Below are 15,687 nucleotides of genomic sequence, written 5' to 3'. Positions count from 1 at the left end.
CCTGCGCACTTCGTCGCTTCTGGTCAGAAGGATGTGCGGCGGCGATGGCGGCTCGGATTTTCCAGCGTGAGAAGAATGCGATGCAATCGGGCAAGGCCCGCGCCGGCGAATGGGTGCTGGAGTTTGAATCCCACGCTCGCAAGCGCCCGGACCCGCTGATGGGCTGGTCCGGCGGCGCCGACACCCAGGCGCAGGTCTCGCTCACTTTCGCCAGCCTCGAAGACGCCAAGGCCTATGCTGACCGCAAGGGTGTCTCCTACCATGTCATCCCGCCGGCGACGCGCAAGCTCCGCCTGCAATCCTACGCCGACAATTTCAAATAGGCGCGCGGCCTACGCGCTGAGGAAGCCGCTCCCGAGCAGCAGCAGCAGCTTCACGTCCATCGCCGCCCCCTCGGCGCGCTTGCGCTCCACCAAAGCCGGGACCTCGCCGAGCGGCACGCGGTGGACGATGATCTCTTCACTGTCGACGCCGCCGCCCTCGCCCACCTTGGTCAACCCCTCGGCCCGCAGCAGCGTGAAACCTTCCGAGGACATGCCCGGTGAGGCGTGGAACCGGCCAAGATCGATCATTCGCTCGGCGCGGTAGCCGGTCTCCTCTTCCAGCTCGCGGATCGCGGCGACGCTGACGTCCTCGCCTTCCTCTTCGTCGCCGACGAGACCGGCCGGAAGTTCGAGGCACTGCCGCGCGATCGGCACCCGATATTGCTCGACCAGGATGACGTGACCGTCGTCGACCGCGAGGATCACCGCGGCGCTGACGCCGCGCGTCCGGCCGACGAACTCCCAGGTGTCGAGCTTCTTCACCTCGATATACTTGCCGCGCCAGACCACGTCCGGCTCGCCCTTGGGTCGCGCCTTGGTCATAGTTCGATCAGCCGGTCGGGAAGCTCGTTCTGGTCGCCTGCGCTACGCGGGAAATGCTCCGCCAGCACCGCGCCGATCCGCTCCACTGCCTTGGCCATGCCGGAGCCGGGACGGCCCGCCTTCACTTCCCCGATGAGGTCAGCCATGGCCTCGCCCCAGATCTCCGGCGCGACCCTGGAGTGGATGGATTCGTCGGCGATCAGCTCGGCCCGATGCTCCGCCAGCGACAGATAGAGAAGGACGCCGGTCGCTGCCCGGGTCCGTTTCTCGGCCGCCGTTCGGAACAAAGCGAGCGCCCGCCGGCGCACCCGCCGCGTCTTGGTCGCAGGGGGGGTCAGCGCCATGCGCAGCGGCAGATAGGCGAACAGCAGGCGGAAGAGCAGGAAGGTGAGCGCCAGCAGCACCAAAGCCACGGTGAACAGCGCCCCCGGACCCGGAACGCTCCACGCGCCCGCGACCGCCTCGTAGAGCGCCGCCGCCGCCTCCGGCCAAGCGGCCAGCAGCGCCAGGACCAGCAGCATCGCCAGCACGCTCCAGTGCAGGCCCACGTCATGATAGGCGTCGGACTGGCCGGCCACGACGGTGACGATCTCACCGTCGGTCCGGGCCTCGGCCGCCGTCACGGCAGCGGTGACCTCTTCATGGTCCGCTTCGCTGAGCCGCATCACCAACTCCCCGACGCGCCGCCGCCGCCGAACGAGCCGCCGCCGCCGCCGGTGAAGCCGCCGCCGCCCCAACCGCCGCCACCGCCGCCGCCCCAGCCGCCACCGCCGCCCCAACCGCCGCCACTGCTGGCGCCGCGGCCGATCTCGTTGGCGACGCTCCACAGGACGATGGGAAGGATGCCGCCACCGCCGCCGCGACGGTAGCGCCGCCCGCGCCTGCCGCCGCGCAGCAGCGGCAGGATGACGAAGAAGAAGACGACCAGCCAGAAGATCAGCGAGACGGGAAAGCCGCCGCCGCTCTGCTGCGCGGCTGTCCGCGTGTGGGTGCGGTCGAACTCGGCAATCGCCGCATTCACTTCGGCTTGCGCTTCCTCAGGAGACGCGCGCAACTGCGCGATCACTGCATCCGCGCCCGCGGTCATCGCGCCGGAAATGTCGCCGGCTTTTAGTCTCGGCATCATCTCGCGGTTGATGATGACGCTGGAAAAGGCGTCGGTCAGGATCGGCTCCAGCCCGACGCCGACCTCTAGCCGGGGACCACGCTGTCCGGGCGGGTTGTTGGGGGCGATGAACAGGATCGCGCCGTTATCGGCATTCTGGAGCCCGACGCCCCAGGCACGGCCGACGCGGTAGCCGTAATCCTCCAGCGGATAGCCCTGCAGGTCGGCGATCGTCGCGACCACGAACTGCCTTTTGGTGTCGCGTTGGAGCGCATCGAGCTTGGCGGTGAGATCGGCCTCCACCTCGGGCGGCAGGACGTTGGCGTCATCGACGACGAAGCCGCTGAACTTCGGGAAGGTCTGCGCCGCAGCCGGCGCCGCGAGCAGCAGCGCCAGCAGGATCGGCAGCCAGGCCAGGGGCAGGGGCACGTTACTTCGCGGTGCCGAAATCGACCTGCGGCGCGACCTCGGCGCCCGGAGTGACGGCCTGGTAGGGCACCATCGGCTGGGCGCCATAGATCACCTTGGCGCCGATCACGCTCGGGAACGTCCGGATCTCGGTATTATAGGCCTGCACCGCCTGGTTATAGTCCTGGATCGCGATGTTGATCCGGTTTTCGGTGCCCTCGAGCTGCGACATCAAGGTCGCAAAATTCTGCTGGCTCTGGAGATTGGGATAAGCCTCCTGCAGCCGCTGGAGCGGGATGATGGCGGCGCTGAGCCGGCTCTGCGCCTCGGAGAAACGCTGCATCGCCGCGGGATCGCTGAGCTGTTCCGGGCTGACCGTGATGCGGGTCGCGTCGGCCCGCGCCTGGGTGACGCCGGTCAGGATCCGCTCCTCGGACGTCGCCGACGCCTTGACCGTCTCGACCAGGTTCGGGATCAGGTTCGCGCGGCGCTGGAATGCGGCCTGGACGTCCGCCCATTCGGCCTTCGCATTTTCCTCGGCGGTCGGGATCGTGTTCACGCCGCAGCCGGCCAGCGAGACGAGCATGGCAGGCGCGATCAGGGCGGCGGCGAAGCGGTTGCGGATCATCTGGGTCCCTCCGTTGCGAACACCCTGCAGAGCTAAGGAGTTAGGTGCGCCTCCGCAACGGGCGCCACCGGGACAGGTTCCAAAAAGAAAAGCCGCCGGCCTCGCGGTCGGCGGCTTTCTTCAGGTCCGGTAGGACGATCAGGCGATCGCCATCGATCCCTTCGACTGACGGCGCTGCGCACGACGCATCGTGAAGCCGACCATGCCGAAGCCGGCGATCAGCATCGCCCAGGTGGTGGGCTCCGGCACCGCCGCGAGGGCCTGGACGCCGACCGTGGTCAGCATGAAATCTTTGTTGCGGAGCACGTCGAAGCGGATGTCCCAGCCCATCGCGTCGAACGCCGCGAGGTCGGTGCCGCTGATCTCGCCCATCTGGCCGAAGCAGAAGGTCGGATCCATGATGCCGATCTGGCCGCTGCAGGTGGCCGAGTCCTTGAAGTGCGACGCCTGGCGACCGTCACCATAGTTGCGCCCGGTCGACATCAGCGACCGGCCGTTGAACTGGCTCGCACCGCCGTCGATCGAGAAATAAGCCGGCGAGTTGACCGCGAAGTCGAGCACCGGACCGGTGCCCGGCGCCACACCGGTCGGATCGTTGCTGTAACGGAACAGGTCGAGCGCCGAGAAGATGCCCGCCGCGCCGTTGGCGTTTACGTTGTTCAAGTTCACGTTGGCGGGGTTGTCGTAGACGTCGACGCCGCTGGTGAAGCCGAGGGCGTGGCCGATCTCGTGGATCGCAACGCCGACGAAGTCCATCTGGTTCGCCGCGATGCCGTCGCTGGCATCGAAGTCGAACGCGAAGTTGCTGCTGAAGGTGACGTTGCCGTCCAGCCCGTTCGGATTGCTCGCCCCGTAATTGATCGTATAACCGAGCGCCTTCAGGTTGGCGGTGTTGACGCCCAGGAACAGGTTGTTCGCCGAGTTGTCATTGTCCCATGCCCGCTTGGTCACGTCGATGCCGGCGCGCGTCGCGTCGGTGTCGTAACCGCTGGTGATCATGGAGATGCCGCCGACCGCGGAGAGCGGCGACAGGTTGGTGACGGCGGTCGTGTCGAGGGCGGTCTTGGCGTCGGCCGCCATCGCGGCATAGACCTGGGAGGTGGCCACCGTGCCGCGGGTGCTGCCGGTGGAACCGATCACGCCCGCAGAGAGCGCAGCATAGTCAACGCCGAGGTTGATCGTGATGTTGTCCCGCAACATGTATTCCCAGAAGGCCGCAGCTTCACGGAAGCCCTTCTCGGCAGCGGTCCCCGCGACGCGACCGTTCGTGTCGAAGAGATTGATGGTGACCGCGTTGGCGGCAGTAGGCATGAGACAGGCAATGGCAGCGGCCCCGAGAAGGGCGCGAGTGATACGGCGCATGTGAGTTCCCCTCCGACTGAATAATCGCAATCTCGGAAGGCGAGTCGGCGCCCTCCCCAGGCACTCTAGGTGAACGGATTGTTCATAATAGTCAATAAACTATTGAGGGAGTAAGGTTAATTTCCCATTCCGGGACTTTATTCCGGGCCACGAAACGACCCGGAATCACTACTTTGGCGCTGTTTTCCTGGCGTCCTTACGGTTCCGTTCCTGCGGCTCCGGCCCGACTTGCGGCTCATAAGTAACGCTGCGGTTGAGGCCCGTGACCGGGTCCACGTCCGGCGCTTCATCCGCCACGAGCTCCGGTTTTTCCTTCACGGCAGCAGCTCCGCTCGTTGTTCGCGCGTCTGGCGAATCGCCTCCGGCCGGTGCGTCGGCGGTCTCGCGAGCAGACGGCGCGCAGGCAGCGAGCGAGATGGCTGTGAGGATGGCGGCGATGCGGAAGGTTGCGTTCATGCCCCGAGTGTAGCGGAACTGGATGCGCGGCGCCAATGGCGCCGAAAATGAGAAGAGCGGATGCCAGGGACCCCCGGCACCCGCTCGTTCAATAATGGTCCAGGGAGCGTTCTTCCGGCTGGTAAGTCAGGCCGTTTTCCTGCGGCGGGCGCCGAGCAGGCCGATCGCGGCGAGGGCGAACAGGCCGAGGCCGGCCGGCGCCGGAACCGGGGTTCCTCCCGTGCTGCCGCCGCCCGAGCTCGAACGACCAAGATTGATCGCGGTGAAGCTCTCCGGTCCCGCCTGCGCCGCCGAGATCGTCGATTCCAGCGCGATCCGGATATCACTGAAATTCGGCAGGCCGAAGATCGTGGAGTTGAGGAACGCCTGCTGCTCCGCGTCGACCACGAAGACGTTGCCGGCGCGGCCGTTGCCGGTCTCGGTGGTGGGGAAGTTCTGCGACCCGTCGATCGCGGCGAGCAGGCCGCCGTTGCTGTCGTAGAATTTCAGCGTCACGTCGTTGACATTGACGTCGTTCTTGCCGCCGCCACCGGGTTCGATCGCGTTGAACAGCAGACCGATGTCGCTGGCATCCTGGAAGCCCATCTCGCCCAGCGTCGGAATGCCGAACTTCTGGTTGTCGGCCTGCGGATTGACTTCGTCGCCGCCGACATTGGTGAGGCCGTTGCCCTGGAAGACCGAGCTGTCGCTGATGCACGAGCCCGAGCCGATCGCGATCGAGCCGCCCGAGCCGGCCGAGACGCAGCCCGACTGGACGTCGTCGCCCTTGCCGCGCTCCTGGAGCGTCAGCAGGCGCGGATTGTTGCCGTAGCCCTGCGCCGTGACGAGGATGGTCGAATCGTAGATGAGGCTCGCGGATGCGGCCTGAGGCACTGCAAAAATGGCCGACACTGCTGCCGCGGCCGCCAAGAGCCTGATCCGTCTCGCATTCTTCACAGGGAACATGAAAAACTCTCCCACCTGTTCGTGACCGGCGCAAAAGCCCGGCCGTCCGAACCCCTGCAAGCAACGCCTGTGCCACCCGCCGGAAACCCACGATTGCGGGATGACCTGTGGTTAACGGCCGCGAGCCGGGCGGCTGCTTTTGTAAGGTTAACCGACAGTTACGACTAAGCCGCCTTTGCCGTTCTTCCGATGGATTTGAATTGGTCGCGCCGATGCCCTATATGGGCAGGTGCCGGGTTCGCCCGGCTATGACGATAAATTGCGGCGTAGAATAGACGCAGCGGACCCGGGGGCGGTACCCGGCGGCTCCACCAAAATCCGCCTGCGAGGGCGGTTTCTGACGGGGCCGAACTAGGATCGACGTGTGTTGAAAGGCGCTGTTTTCGTTCGGAATGGGACCACCGCAACGGCCCATCACACAAGTGCCAACGATAACGAAGCACTCGCCATCGCCGCGTAACTGAGCCCGCAAGGGTAAGGTTACAAAGCTAAAGCGCGGTCGGACCCCACCGGGCAACAGAAGGGGATTCCAGCGGCACGGGGGGCGCCGGGCAACAGAAGCCCCCCACCTCACATCAGAACGGCACAATGATCGGCTGATTCTCTCCTCTTTGCCGGCACAAGCCCCGCCAGCCTGCCGCGGGTTGCCGCTGCCGGACGCGATGACTATCACCCGCGTTCCAATCACCCGGCGACGGTCGCCGGACACAAGGGGATCCTGACTATGAAGTTCATCATCAAGGCGGCCGCGATCGCGGCGTTCGCGACCCTCACCGCCTGTGGCGGCGGCGGCGACACCGCTGCGGCCAACCAGGAAGAGGCGATGGACAACATGTCCGATGCCCTCGCCAATGAGTCCGAGAATGTGAGCGAGGCGGCCGAGAACGCCACCGGCGCCACCGCCAATTCGCTCGAGAATGAGGCTCAGGCGCTCGAGAACCAGTCCGAGGCCGCCGACGAGGCTGCCGAGAACGGCGTCGTCGACGAAGCCCAGTAAGCGACGAAGAAGCGACAGGAGAAGGCGTCGCCCGCTAAACGCGGGTGGCGCCTTCTTTTTGCTCCGGCGGGCGGCAACTCGGTTCGCCGGCGTCACGACTTGCCGCTCGCCGCCGCCTGCCTTATGAAACCGGGTCCGCTATTCAGTTAGGGGCGCGCCACAACAAGGGGAATTTCCAATGAAGCTCGTCATCAAAGCCCTCGCCATTTCCGCCTTCGCGACGCTTTCCGCCTGTGGCGGCGGCGGCGACAGCGCTGCGGAGAATATCGAGGCTGCGGCCGACAACCAGGCGGAATCGCTTGAGATGCAGGCCGACAATCTGATGGAGCAGGCGGACAACGCTACCGGCGCCGAGGCCAACATGCTCGAGAACGAGGCGACCGCGCTCGAGAACGAGGCATCGAACGTCAGCGAGGCCGGCGAGAACCAGGCCGAAGCCGTCGACGACGCCAACTAAGTCTTACCGCAAATTCAGGAAGGGCCGCCGGGCACAGCGTCCGGCGGCCCTTTTTCATACCCGCGCCGGCTGGCCGGCTCCGGCCGCGCCGCCGCCGAGCGCCTGGCAACTCCCTCCCGTATTTAAGGAATTCCAAACTTCCCTTTGGCAGGAGGGAGGCGGGGCTCTCTGGGGGACATTCGGCGCATGATTCGTGTTCGGAAAGAAGATCTGCGGCTGGGCATGTATATCCAGTCGCTGGAGGGGTCCTGGTTTGACCATCCGTTCTGGAAATCCAAGTTCCTGCTCGAGAGCAACGACGACCTGCGCGCGCTGCAGAGCAGCGACATCGAGGGCGTCTGGGTCGACGAGGACCAGAGCCTCGCCCCCGCCATCGCCCACCTCACCGGCCAGGCGCCCGCGCCGGAGCCGGACGCGCCGGAGCCCGAGCTCAGCCCGCGCGAGCAGCTCCTGAGGGAGCTCGCCCCAAAGCCCGCCACGCCCGTCGCCGCCGCACCCCAGGCCAAGCCCCGCCGCATCTCCGCGCCCAACGAGTTCCAGGCGGCCGAGCGCGTGCTCGAGGATTGCAAGGCCGCGGTCGGCGAGCTCTTCGCCCGCATCCACGAAGGCAAGGGCGCGGAGGCGATCGAGGAGGCCGCGCCGATCGTCGGCGGCATCGCCGAGTCCGTCGAGCGCAATCCCGATGCCCTCATCCCCCTGCTCCGCGTCCGCACCCTCGACGAATATACCTACATGCACTCGATCGCGGTCAGCGCGCTGATGATCAACCTCGCCCGCCAGCTCAACCTCCCGCCCGACTACATCCGCCAGGCGGGCACCGCCGGCCTGTTCATGGACGTCGGCAAGGCCTTCCTCACCCCTGCGTTGCTCAGCAAGCGCGGCACCTATTCCGAAGCCGACTGGGCCGAGATGCGCCGCCACCCCGAGCTCGGCGCCGACGCGGTCAAGGCGTCCGGCGACCTCTCCAAGATCGTTGCCGACGTCTGCCTCCACCATCACGAGAAATATGACGGCACCGGCTATCCCAAGGGCCTGAAGGGCGACGACATCAGCCTGTTCGCCCGCATGGCAGCGATCTGCGACACCTATGACGCGATCGCCTCGGCGCGCCCGCACCGCCCCGCCCGCGGCCCGGCCGACGCCGTCGCCGAGCTCTACAAGCTCAAGGGCCATTTCGACGAGAGCGTGCTGACCAACTTCATCCGCAGCATCGGCATCTATCCGGTCGGCAGCCTGGTTCGGCTGGAATCGCGCATGCTCGGCTGCGTCTCGGCCCAGCGCCGCGACGAGCTCACCAAGCCGGTCGTCCGCGTCTTCTATTCAATTCCGCAGGGCGCCCACGTGCCGGTCCACGAGCTCGACCTGGCGGAGATCCCCTCCCCCGACCGCATCGTCGCCCGCGAGGAGCCGGGCCGCTGGGGCCTCGCCGACTGGGACAGCTTCGCCCTCACCATCCTCCAGGGCCAGAAGGCCAGGCGCGCCGCCTGACGGGTTGCCGATGCCGGAGCCCCAAGCGGGCGTGGCGCGCTACTCGGTCCTGAGCGCCTCGATTGGCGAGAGGCGCGAGGCGCGGATGGCGGGCCAGCCGCCGAAGAGGAGGCCGATCGCGGCGGAGAAGAGGATCGCTCCGGTCGAGGTGCCGACGCCGATCGGCACCGGGAAGTCGGCCTGAGCCTCGAAGATCCGCGCGGCTAGGATCGCCAGGACGAGCCCCGTCGCGCCGCCGATCATGCAGAGCACGGCCGCCTCGACCAGGAACTGGTTGCGGATGTCGCTGCGCTTGGCGCCAAGGGCCATGCGCAGGCCGATCTCGCGGGTGCGCTCGGTCACGCTGACCAGCATGATGTTCATGATGCCGATGCCGCCGACCAGCAGCGAGATGGAGGCGATGGCGACGAGCACGGCCTGGAAGATGCCGGTGACGGTTGAGGTCTCCTCCATGAACTCCTCGGTGGTGCGGACGGTGAACGGGTTCGCATCCCTGCCCCGCACCCGGTAGCGCTCCCGCAGGACACGGGTGATGTCGCGCTTGGCCTGCTTGAGCGAAACCCCGTCCTCGATCCCAACCGATAGGACGTGGAGGTCGTCGGGGCCCTGTGTCGCCTCGCTCGTGAAGCGTTGGCGGGCGGCGCTGATCGGGATGATGATGCGGTCGTCGCTGTCTTCGCCGAGGCTCGAGCCCTTGGCTTCGAGGAGCCCGATGACGGTGAAGGGGACCTTGTTGATCCGGACCGTTTCGCCGAGCGGCTCGAAATCGCCGAACAGCTTGTCCGCGACGGTCTGACCGAGGACGACGACGCGGGCGCCGGTGCGGACATCGGCGTCGCTGATGAAGCGGCCGGTTTCGGCCGAGAGGTTCGAGACCTGGCCGAAGCCCGGGGTGGCGCCGCGGCCCTCCGTGCTGGCGCTGCGGCCGCCGCTGACGACCGAGACTTGGGAGCGAAGCTGCGGGGCGATGGCGGTAACGCCCTCGACCTGGCGCTCGACCGCCGTGGCGTCTCGCATGGTGAGGCGGCCCCGGTCGGTGGGCCGGCGCCCCGGCACGTTGTCGGGGAAGGGGAAGACGATCACCATGTTGGACCCGAGCGAATTGACCACCTGCATCACCGACACCTGCGCGCCCGAGCCGACGGCGACCGCCAGCACGACGGCGAAGACGCCGATGCTGACGCCGAGCGTGGTCAGGATCGACCGCATCAGGTTGACGCGAAGCGCGGTGAGGGCGATCGTGAGATTGACGCCGATGCGGCTGGCAAGGCGCCCGATGCGCGGCTTCACTGGCGCACGAACCTTCTGTCGGCGACCGCAGTGTCCTCGATCACCTTGCCGTCGCGAAAGATGATGCGGCGCGCCGCGTGATCGGCGATCTCGCGCTCGTGGGTCACCAGCACGATCGTGTTGCCGGCCTCGTTCAGCGTCTGGAAGAGGTGCATGATGTCCTCGGACGTCTGGCTGTCGAGCGCGCCGGTGGGCTCGTCGGCGAGGAGCATCAGCGGCTCGGTGACCAGCGCGCGGGCGATGGCGACCCGCTGCTGCTGGCCGCCGGACAATCGCGCGGGGGAATGATCGAGGCGATCGGCGAGACCCATGGCGGCGAGCTTCGCGCGGGCGCGCTCCTGCCGCTCGGCGCGGCCGACACCGGCGTAAATGAGGGGCACGGCCACATTGTCGAGCGCGGTGGTGCGGGGGAGCAGGTTGAACTGCTGGAAGACGAAGCCGATCTTGCTGTTCCTCAGTTCGGCCAGCGCGTCGGAATCCCGTTCGCGGGTGGAGAGGCCGTCGATGCGGACGTCGCCCGAGGTGGGCACGTCGAGGCAGCCGATCATGTTCATGAAGGTCGACTTGCCCGAGCCGCTGGCGCCCATGATCGCGACGAACTCGCCGCGCTCGATCGCCAGCGACACGCCGTCGACCGCATGCACCATCCCGCCGCCAAAGGCATATTCCTTGACGAGGTCGACGGTCTCGACGAGCGGCATCGTCACAAGCCTTCGCCGTCCAGTTCTTCCTCGCCTTCTTCCTCTTCCTTCTCGATCAGCGACTTGGAGCGCGTGATCACCTTTTCGCCGGGCCTGAGGCCGCGGACGATCTCGACATACTCCTCGCCCTCGAGGCCGAGCCTGACAGCGCGCCTGACCGGCTTGTAGGGGTCGGCGCCGGCGACCCACACCGTCACGGGCTTGGGCGCAGCGGCGGCGGCCTTGCCCTTCTCCTCTTCCTTGGGGCGGTCGGCGGGACGGGGGCGGAAGCGCGTCGCGGCCACGGGCACACGCAAGGCATTGGGCTTGCGGCCGGTGATGATGTCGACGTTCGCGGTCATGCCGGTGAGCAGCTTGCCGGCTTTGTTGTCGACATCGAGGATGACGAGATAGCTGACGACGTTCTGCGTCTCCGTGGCCGACTTGCGGATCTGCCTGACCGTGGCGGGGAAGCTTTCGTCGGAATAGGCATCGACCGTGAAGCGGACCGGCTGGCCTACGCGGACCTGGCCGATATCGGCCTCGTCGACCGAGGCTTCGACCTGCATGCGGCTGGTGTCGGCGGCGATTTCGAACAGGTTGGGCGTCTGGAAGCTGGCCGCGACCGTCGCGCCCGGCTCGATCAGCTTGTTGACGACGACGCCGCTCGCCGGCGCGAGGATACGGGTGCGGCGCAGGTCGAGCTGCGCCGAGGACAATTCCGCCGAGCTTTGCGCGATCTGCGCCCGCCCGCTCTGCGCCTGGGCCATCGCCGTCTTCAACGCCGCCCGCGCGGTCGAGAGGTTGTTCTGCGCCTGGTCGATCGCGGCCTTGGAGATGAAGCCGCGCGCCTCGAGCTCCTTGCGGCGCGCATATTCGCGTTCCTGGATCTCGACGTCGGTGCGGGCGCGGCCGATCGCCGCCTGCGCCTGGGCGAGCGTCGCCTGGGCAAGATCGACCTGGGCGCTGGTCTGGGCGACGCGGGCCCGGGGCCGGGTCCCGTCGATCTCGGCGAGCACCTGTCCCGCCCGCACCGGCGAGTTGAAGTCGACATAGACGGCGGTAACCTGGCCGGAGACTTCCGAGCCGATCTTGAACGTGTTGAGCGCCCTCAGCTTGCCGCTCGCGGAGACGACGCGGACGACCTCGCCCCGATCGGCCTCGACCGCGACATATTCGTAGTCGGGGGGCGTCGGCACCAGGATCTTGTAGAGCGCGAAGGCCGCCACCAATGCGATCAGACCCGACCAGATCGGGTGACGCCGCACCCAGTTCACCAATGCCCGCACCAGCCCCCCTTTTGCACACCGGATGAATGACGCGAGGTGTGTTAGTCACAGCATACACAAGATCTGCGGCAGGGGAAGGATGCACCGGCTGCTTTTTTGGCCCCGGACAGGGCGACAAAATGCCGTCCCGCTAGTGCCTTAGCGCGAGCTGGAAACGCGGCCCTGTCCGCCCCGCCGCCGCGCATATTCCTCCCGGTCCCGCGCCTTGTCCGCCTCGCCGAGGTGCTCCGCGTTCCTGATCGCCTCGATCTTCCGCATGATGCTCCCCCGCATCTCGTCGAGCGTGCGCGGCCGCCGCCATCTCTTCCCCGGCGCCTTGCCGATCCCGAGCACCTGATGCTTGTGCATGTGGAGGAGGTGGATCGCCTGCTCCGCGCTGACCGGCCCGACCCCGTTCGCCGCGTCCGGCAAATCGGGCGAGGAGAAGAGGTTGGCGCCGTTTTCGAGCAGCGCGATCTCGATCCTGGCATAGCCCTCCGCCACCGCCGCGTCCCATCGCGCCGCAAAGGCCGGCCAGCGCTTGCGATGCTCATAGGCCGAAGTGGCCGACAGCCCCACCTCGGCGCAGGCCGCCTTGACGTTGCAGGTCGCCGCCAGCGTGGCGAGAAACCGGTCCTCCACCCGCGGCGACCACCCCCGGATCCGCGCCCGCGCGATCTGCACCCTCTTGCCGCCGCCGGAGCCGCCCGTGCCCCGCACGACCAGCTCCTCCCCGTCGAGGAACCCCCACCCAGCCGCCGGCTCCGCCCCGGTCTGCCGCCGTCGGGCAAAGCCGAGACACGCCCCGCGCACCGCCGCATCGAACTCCGGATCGCGCGAGCGATGCAGCACCACCCACGACCGCGACACCTTGGCCCGCTCGTCGGCGAGGGTCTGGTTCCCCGTCGCCTCCAGCGCCTCCAGAAACGCCGCCCGCTTCGCGGCCGAAATCTTCGCGGACATAGCACCTCCCTGCCGAGCGCAGCGCCGCCGACGCCAAAAGCGTCGCCGAAGCAGCGCGAAGAGCCATGGAGGTGCCGGCCAGCGGGTCGGCGCAGCCGAACCCGACTGACGTCACGAATTCAGTTCGTGACGGCCTCCACGGAGGCAATTCAGATATTGCAGAGTCGGGGCTGTAGGAAAGGCCCCTTCGACCGGTAAGCGCCCTTAGCGGCCATCCGGAGCTTGACGGCTGAACGTCCGCTCAGCGCCAATCCCGGACGTCCAGCACTCCTCCGGAGCTTCCCGCAATGCTGACCTTCGTTCAGTTAGGCGTCATTGTTCGCTTGCGCCATCGTTGTCGCATAAGGCAGCTTGCGATCTTCTCGAAGCGGGCGTTCGGTCGCGGTTCGGCTGATGTCTGCTCCGACCCTGGCGCGCGACCGGTCCGGCAGGCTTCTTCCGCCGGTTGATGCGTTCGAAACATGTATCAGGAAGGATGAGAAGTGGCAAACCCCCTCACGATGAAGCTGGAGCAGTTTACGAGCTTCGACCCTGAGGAGCGACGGCGTCTGGACCAGCTTCTCACCTATCCGACCGAAGCCTTCGCTCGCGGCAAGACTATCATCCGCCAAGGCGACAAGGTGGACGATATCCATCTCATCCTCACCGGCCTCGCCGCGCGTTCCAAGACGCTCCGCAGCGGGGAACGTCAGTTCATGGCCCTGCTCGTACCCGGCGACCTCTGCGATGTGGAGGTGTTCATCCTCGAAGGCATGGATCACGACATAACGGCTCTGACCGAGACAACCTGCGTGCTCATCCCCGCAAAAATCATCGAGGGACTGCTGACGGAGTCTACGAAGCTTACCAAGGCGCTGTGGTGGAGCACGATGACCGATTCAGCGGTTCTTCGGGAATGGATAGTCGATCATGGCAGCCGCGATTCAGTTGAGCGGATCGCGCACCTCATGTGCGAGATGTTGATCCGATACCGCGTCGTTGGGGAGACAACGGACGACAGCTTCCCGTTCCCGCTTACTCAGGAAGAGCTGGCCGATGCGACCGGGATGACGCCTGTCCACGTCAATCGGATGCTCCAGGAACTCCGCAGCCGGGGCCTGATCGATCTAAGTGGCAAGGTGCTGACAATCGTGGACCCCAAAGGCCTTCAGCGGGTTGCCAAATACGACAGCTCCTATCTTCACCTCATCAGGACAGAGCGCCGCGACCCCGAGGTTTCGCAACGCGCGGGCGACCTTGTTTCACCATCTGCTAGCGGCCTGCTCCATGACGCAGCCGAGAAGGTAAAATCGGTGTTCGGCCGATCGGGAAATTGAGCTGCCCAGAGCGAATGGTTCGCATTTCAGTGAAGAGTGAAATTGCAACTGCTCCATCATAGGTTGGAGCAGCGCACCTCAAGGAAGGCTAATAAGGTGCATCGCTGGATCACTTGGCCTCCAGCGCCTGAGAGACGTGATCGCGCTCCCGGCAATAAAGGAAGCGCAATGACCGTTCACCCAGCCCTCGCACCGCTCGTGAAGAAGCTTCAGCTTTGGGGTCCTCTGGATGAGGCCGAGCAGCAAGCGGTCCTCGCGTTGCCGCACAAGGTGGAGGAGGTTCTACCAAGCAAGCATCTCGTTCGGGAGGGCGAGAAACCAACTCGCTCCTGCTTGCTGCTGGAGGGCTTCGCATTTCGCCACAAAGTGCTTGTGGACGGCTCTCGGTCGATCAGCGCCATCCACATGAAGGGCGACATCGTCGACCTTCAGAACTCGCTTCTGGGAACCGCTGATCACAGTGTCCAGACGCTCACTCGCTGCAGCGTGGCGTTCATTCAACGCGAGGAGATCAAGCGGGTCGCGTTCGCGTTCCCCAACGTTGGGCTGGCAATGTGGTATGACACGCTTGTGGACGGGTCCATCTTTCGGGAATGGATCGCCAACGTCGCCCGCCGGGACGCGGCCTCAAGGCTGGCGCATCTGCTCTGCGAGTTCGGGCTGCGGCTAGAGGCGATCGGGCTCGGCGACCGCGTCAGCTACGAACTTCCAATGACGCAGGAGCAACTGGCAGACGCGACCGGCCTCACCTCCGTTCATGTGAACCGCACGCTGAAGGAGCTGGAGGAGCGCGGCCTCATCGCCCGAACCAAGAAATATGTCGCCATCGCAGACTGGAAGCGAATGGAAGATCAGGGCGGCTTCACCGATACGTACCTGCATCTGCGGGACGACGGGAGCATCGTTCAATAGTAGGCCGCACTTCGCTTACCACCAGGTGCAGGCGGCGGCGAATGGCTCCGCTTCCGGTCCCTCGCTATCGTTCCGTAATTTCCGGCGGCATCAAATCGGGAGCATAGGCATTTATACGTGATGCCGCGCTTCTACCTCCACCTGAGCCTAGGCGATGCCGTTATCGAGGACGAGGAGGGGTGCGAGCTCCCCGATCCGGCGCACGCTCGAAGGCGGGCCATAGAAGGGCTTCGCGATGTCGTGGCTGGTGAGCTTCGTAGAGGCAACATTGACCTTAGTTCGTTTATCGAGATCGAGGACCAGAACCACGCGCTACTGATGACAGTGCCGTTGTCGGAAGCCGTTCGAATCACAACTGGGTCAGGGCAGCGAACCTAGCCAAAGCACGGATGTCAGGTCCGACTACCGAGACGTACACAGCCTAGGCGGCTGAAGGTCCGCTGTGCCGCTTAACCTCCCAGAAGCTGACGGTCCGCTAACGGCCATATCCGGACATTCGGGCCGGCGGCTGGCAAGGGCTGAGATGGGCGCAAACCGGGCAATCAA

The 15,687-nt window shown here is 66.2% G+C and carries 18 protein-coding genes and 1 other RNA gene; 8 read left to right on the top strand and 11 right to left on the bottom strand.

The window, feature by feature from the left end:
- Positions 1 to 44: 44 nt before the first annotated feature.
- The gene (locus AC5JBD_RS01715) at positions 45 to 323 is read left to right on the top strand and encodes an ETC complex I subunit (protein ID WP_495720029.1); all 279 of its coding nucleotides are present in this window, start codon (positions 45 to 47) and stop codon (positions 321 to 323) included.
- Between the two features lie 9 nt (positions 324 to 332).
- Here the strand turns inward: AC5JBD_RS01715 and AC5JBD_RS01710 are convergent, their stop codons facing one another.
- From AC5JBD_RS01710 to AC5JBD_RS01680, 7 genes are all read right to left on the bottom strand, one after another.
- Positions 333 to 866, bottom strand: coding sequence for an NUDIX hydrolase (locus AC5JBD_RS01710; protein WP_495720028.1), 534 nt, complete (start codon positions 864 to 866; stop codon positions 333 to 335).
- Positions 863 to 1,531: a TPM domain-containing protein gene (locus AC5JBD_RS01705; protein ID WP_495720027.1), complete on the bottom strand. Its 669-nt coding sequence runs from the start codon at positions 1,529 to 1,531 to the stop codon at positions 863 to 865. Before AC5JBD_RS01705 ends, AC5JBD_RS01710 begins: the two co-directional genes overlap by 4 nt.
- Positions 1,531 to 2,394, bottom strand: coding sequence for a TPM domain-containing protein (locus AC5JBD_RS01700; protein ID WP_495720102.1), 864 nt, complete (start codon positions 2,392 to 2,394; stop codon positions 1,531 to 1,533). Before AC5JBD_RS01700 ends, AC5JBD_RS01705 begins: the two co-directional genes overlap by 1 nt.
- 7 nt (positions 2,395 to 2,401) lie before the next feature.
- The gene (locus AC5JBD_RS01695) at positions 2,402 to 3,007 is read right to left on the bottom strand and encodes a LemA family protein (RefSeq protein ID WP_495720026.1); all 606 of its coding nucleotides are present in this window, start codon (positions 3,005 to 3,007) and stop codon (positions 2,402 to 2,404) included.
- 138 nt (positions 3,008 to 3,145) lie between these two features.
- Positions 3,146 to 4,369, bottom strand: coding sequence for an NF038122 family metalloprotease (locus AC5JBD_RS01690; RefSeq protein ID WP_495720025.1), 1,224 nt, complete (start codon positions 4,367 to 4,369; stop codon positions 3,146 to 3,148).
- 168 nt (positions 4,370 to 4,537) lie between these two features.
- Positions 4,538 to 4,825 carry a hypothetical protein gene (locus AC5JBD_RS01685; protein WP_495720024.1) on the bottom strand — a complete coding sequence of 96 codons (288 nt, stop codon included), beginning with the start codon at positions 4,823 to 4,825 and terminating at the stop codon, positions 4,538 to 4,540.
- A gap of 126 nt (positions 4,826 to 4,951) precedes the next feature.
- A complete protein-coding gene (locus AC5JBD_RS01680) occupies positions 4,952 to 5,698 on the bottom strand; it encodes a PEP-CTERM sorting domain-containing protein (RefSeq protein ID WP_495720023.1) in 747 nt (248 codons plus the stop codon).
- A gap of 263 nt (positions 5,699 to 5,961) precedes the next feature.
- Between AC5JBD_RS01680 and ssrA the strand changes: the two genes are divergently transcribed.
- From ssrA to AC5JBD_RS01660, 4 genes are all read left to right on the top strand, one after another.
- Positions 5,962 to 6,302, top strand: a transfer-messenger RNA (tmRNA) gene (ssrA, locus tag AC5JBD_RS01675).
- A gap of 192 nt (positions 6,303 to 6,494) precedes the next feature.
- Positions 6,495 to 6,767: a hypothetical protein gene (locus AC5JBD_RS01670; RefSeq protein WP_495720022.1), complete on the top strand. Its 273-nt coding sequence runs from the start codon at positions 6,495 to 6,497 to the stop codon at positions 6,765 to 6,767.
- 178 nt (positions 6,768 to 6,945) lie between these two features.
- Entirely contained in the window at positions 6,946 to 7,224 is a 279-nt protein-coding gene (locus tag AC5JBD_RS01665) for a hypothetical protein (RefSeq protein ID WP_495720021.1), read from the top strand.
- A gap of 186 nt (positions 7,225 to 7,410) precedes the next feature.
- Positions 7,411 to 8,712, top strand: a complete 1,302-nt coding sequence (locus AC5JBD_RS01660) for a cyclic di-GMP phosphodiesterase (protein WP_495720020.1) — start codon at positions 7,411 to 7,413, stop codon at positions 8,710 to 8,712.
- Positions 8,713 to 8,751: 39 nt separating this feature from the next.
- Here the strand turns inward: AC5JBD_RS01660 and AC5JBD_RS01655 are convergent, their stop codons facing one another.
- The 4 genes from AC5JBD_RS01655 to AC5JBD_RS01640 form a co-directional block, all read right to left on the bottom strand.
- Positions 8,752 to 10,002 carry an ABC transporter permease gene (locus tag AC5JBD_RS01655; protein WP_495720019.1) on the bottom strand — a complete coding sequence of 417 codons (1,251 nt, stop codon included), beginning with the start codon at positions 10,000 to 10,002 and terminating at the stop codon, positions 8,752 to 8,754.
- Positions 9,999 to 10,703, bottom strand: a complete 705-nt coding sequence (locus AC5JBD_RS01650; RefSeq protein WP_495720018.1) for an ABC transporter ATP-binding protein — start codon at positions 10,701 to 10,703, stop codon at positions 9,999 to 10,001. The genes AC5JBD_RS01655 and AC5JBD_RS01650 overlap by 4 nt, the downstream gene beginning before the upstream one ends.
- Positions 10,704 to 10,705: 2 nt before the next feature.
- Positions 10,706 to 11,971 (bottom strand): efflux RND transporter periplasmic adaptor subunit, encoded by a 1,266-nt coding sequence (locus AC5JBD_RS01645; protein WP_495720017.1) that lies wholly within the window; start codon positions 11,969 to 11,971, stop codon positions 10,706 to 10,708.
- Between the two features lie 138 nt (positions 11,972 to 12,109).
- Complete coding sequence (locus AC5JBD_RS01640; RefSeq protein WP_495720016.1) at positions 12,110 to 12,913, bottom strand: hypothetical protein; 804 nt, start codon at positions 12,911 to 12,913, stop codon at positions 12,110 to 12,112.
- Between the two features lie 482 nt (positions 12,914 to 13,395).
- On the opposite strand from AC5JBD_RS01640, the gene AC5JBD_RS01635 reads away from it, so the two are divergent.
- From AC5JBD_RS01635 to AC5JBD_RS01625, 3 genes are all read left to right on the top strand, one after another.
- Positions 13,396 to 14,229 (top strand): Crp/Fnr family transcriptional regulator, encoded by an 834-nt coding sequence (locus tag AC5JBD_RS01635; RefSeq protein WP_495720015.1) that lies wholly within the window; start codon positions 13,396 to 13,398, stop codon positions 14,227 to 14,229.
- Between the two features lie 198 nt (positions 14,230 to 14,427).
- On the top strand, positions 14,428 to 15,141 hold the full coding sequence (locus AC5JBD_RS01630; protein WP_495720014.1) for a Crp/Fnr family transcriptional regulator: 714 nt from the start codon (positions 14,428 to 14,430) through the stop codon (positions 15,139 to 15,141).
- A gap of 120 nt (positions 15,142 to 15,261) precedes the next feature.
- Complete coding sequence (locus AC5JBD_RS01625) at positions 15,262 to 15,519, top strand: DUF6894 family protein (protein WP_495720013.1); 258 nt, start codon at positions 15,262 to 15,264, stop codon at positions 15,517 to 15,519.
- Positions 15,520 to 15,687: the final 168 nt, after the last annotated feature.

The organism is Allosphingosinicella sp. (genome assembly GCF_059502505.1).
The sequence above is the reverse complement of the archived record's forward strand: the minus strand, read 5'-3'. Positions and strand labels throughout refer to the sequence as shown.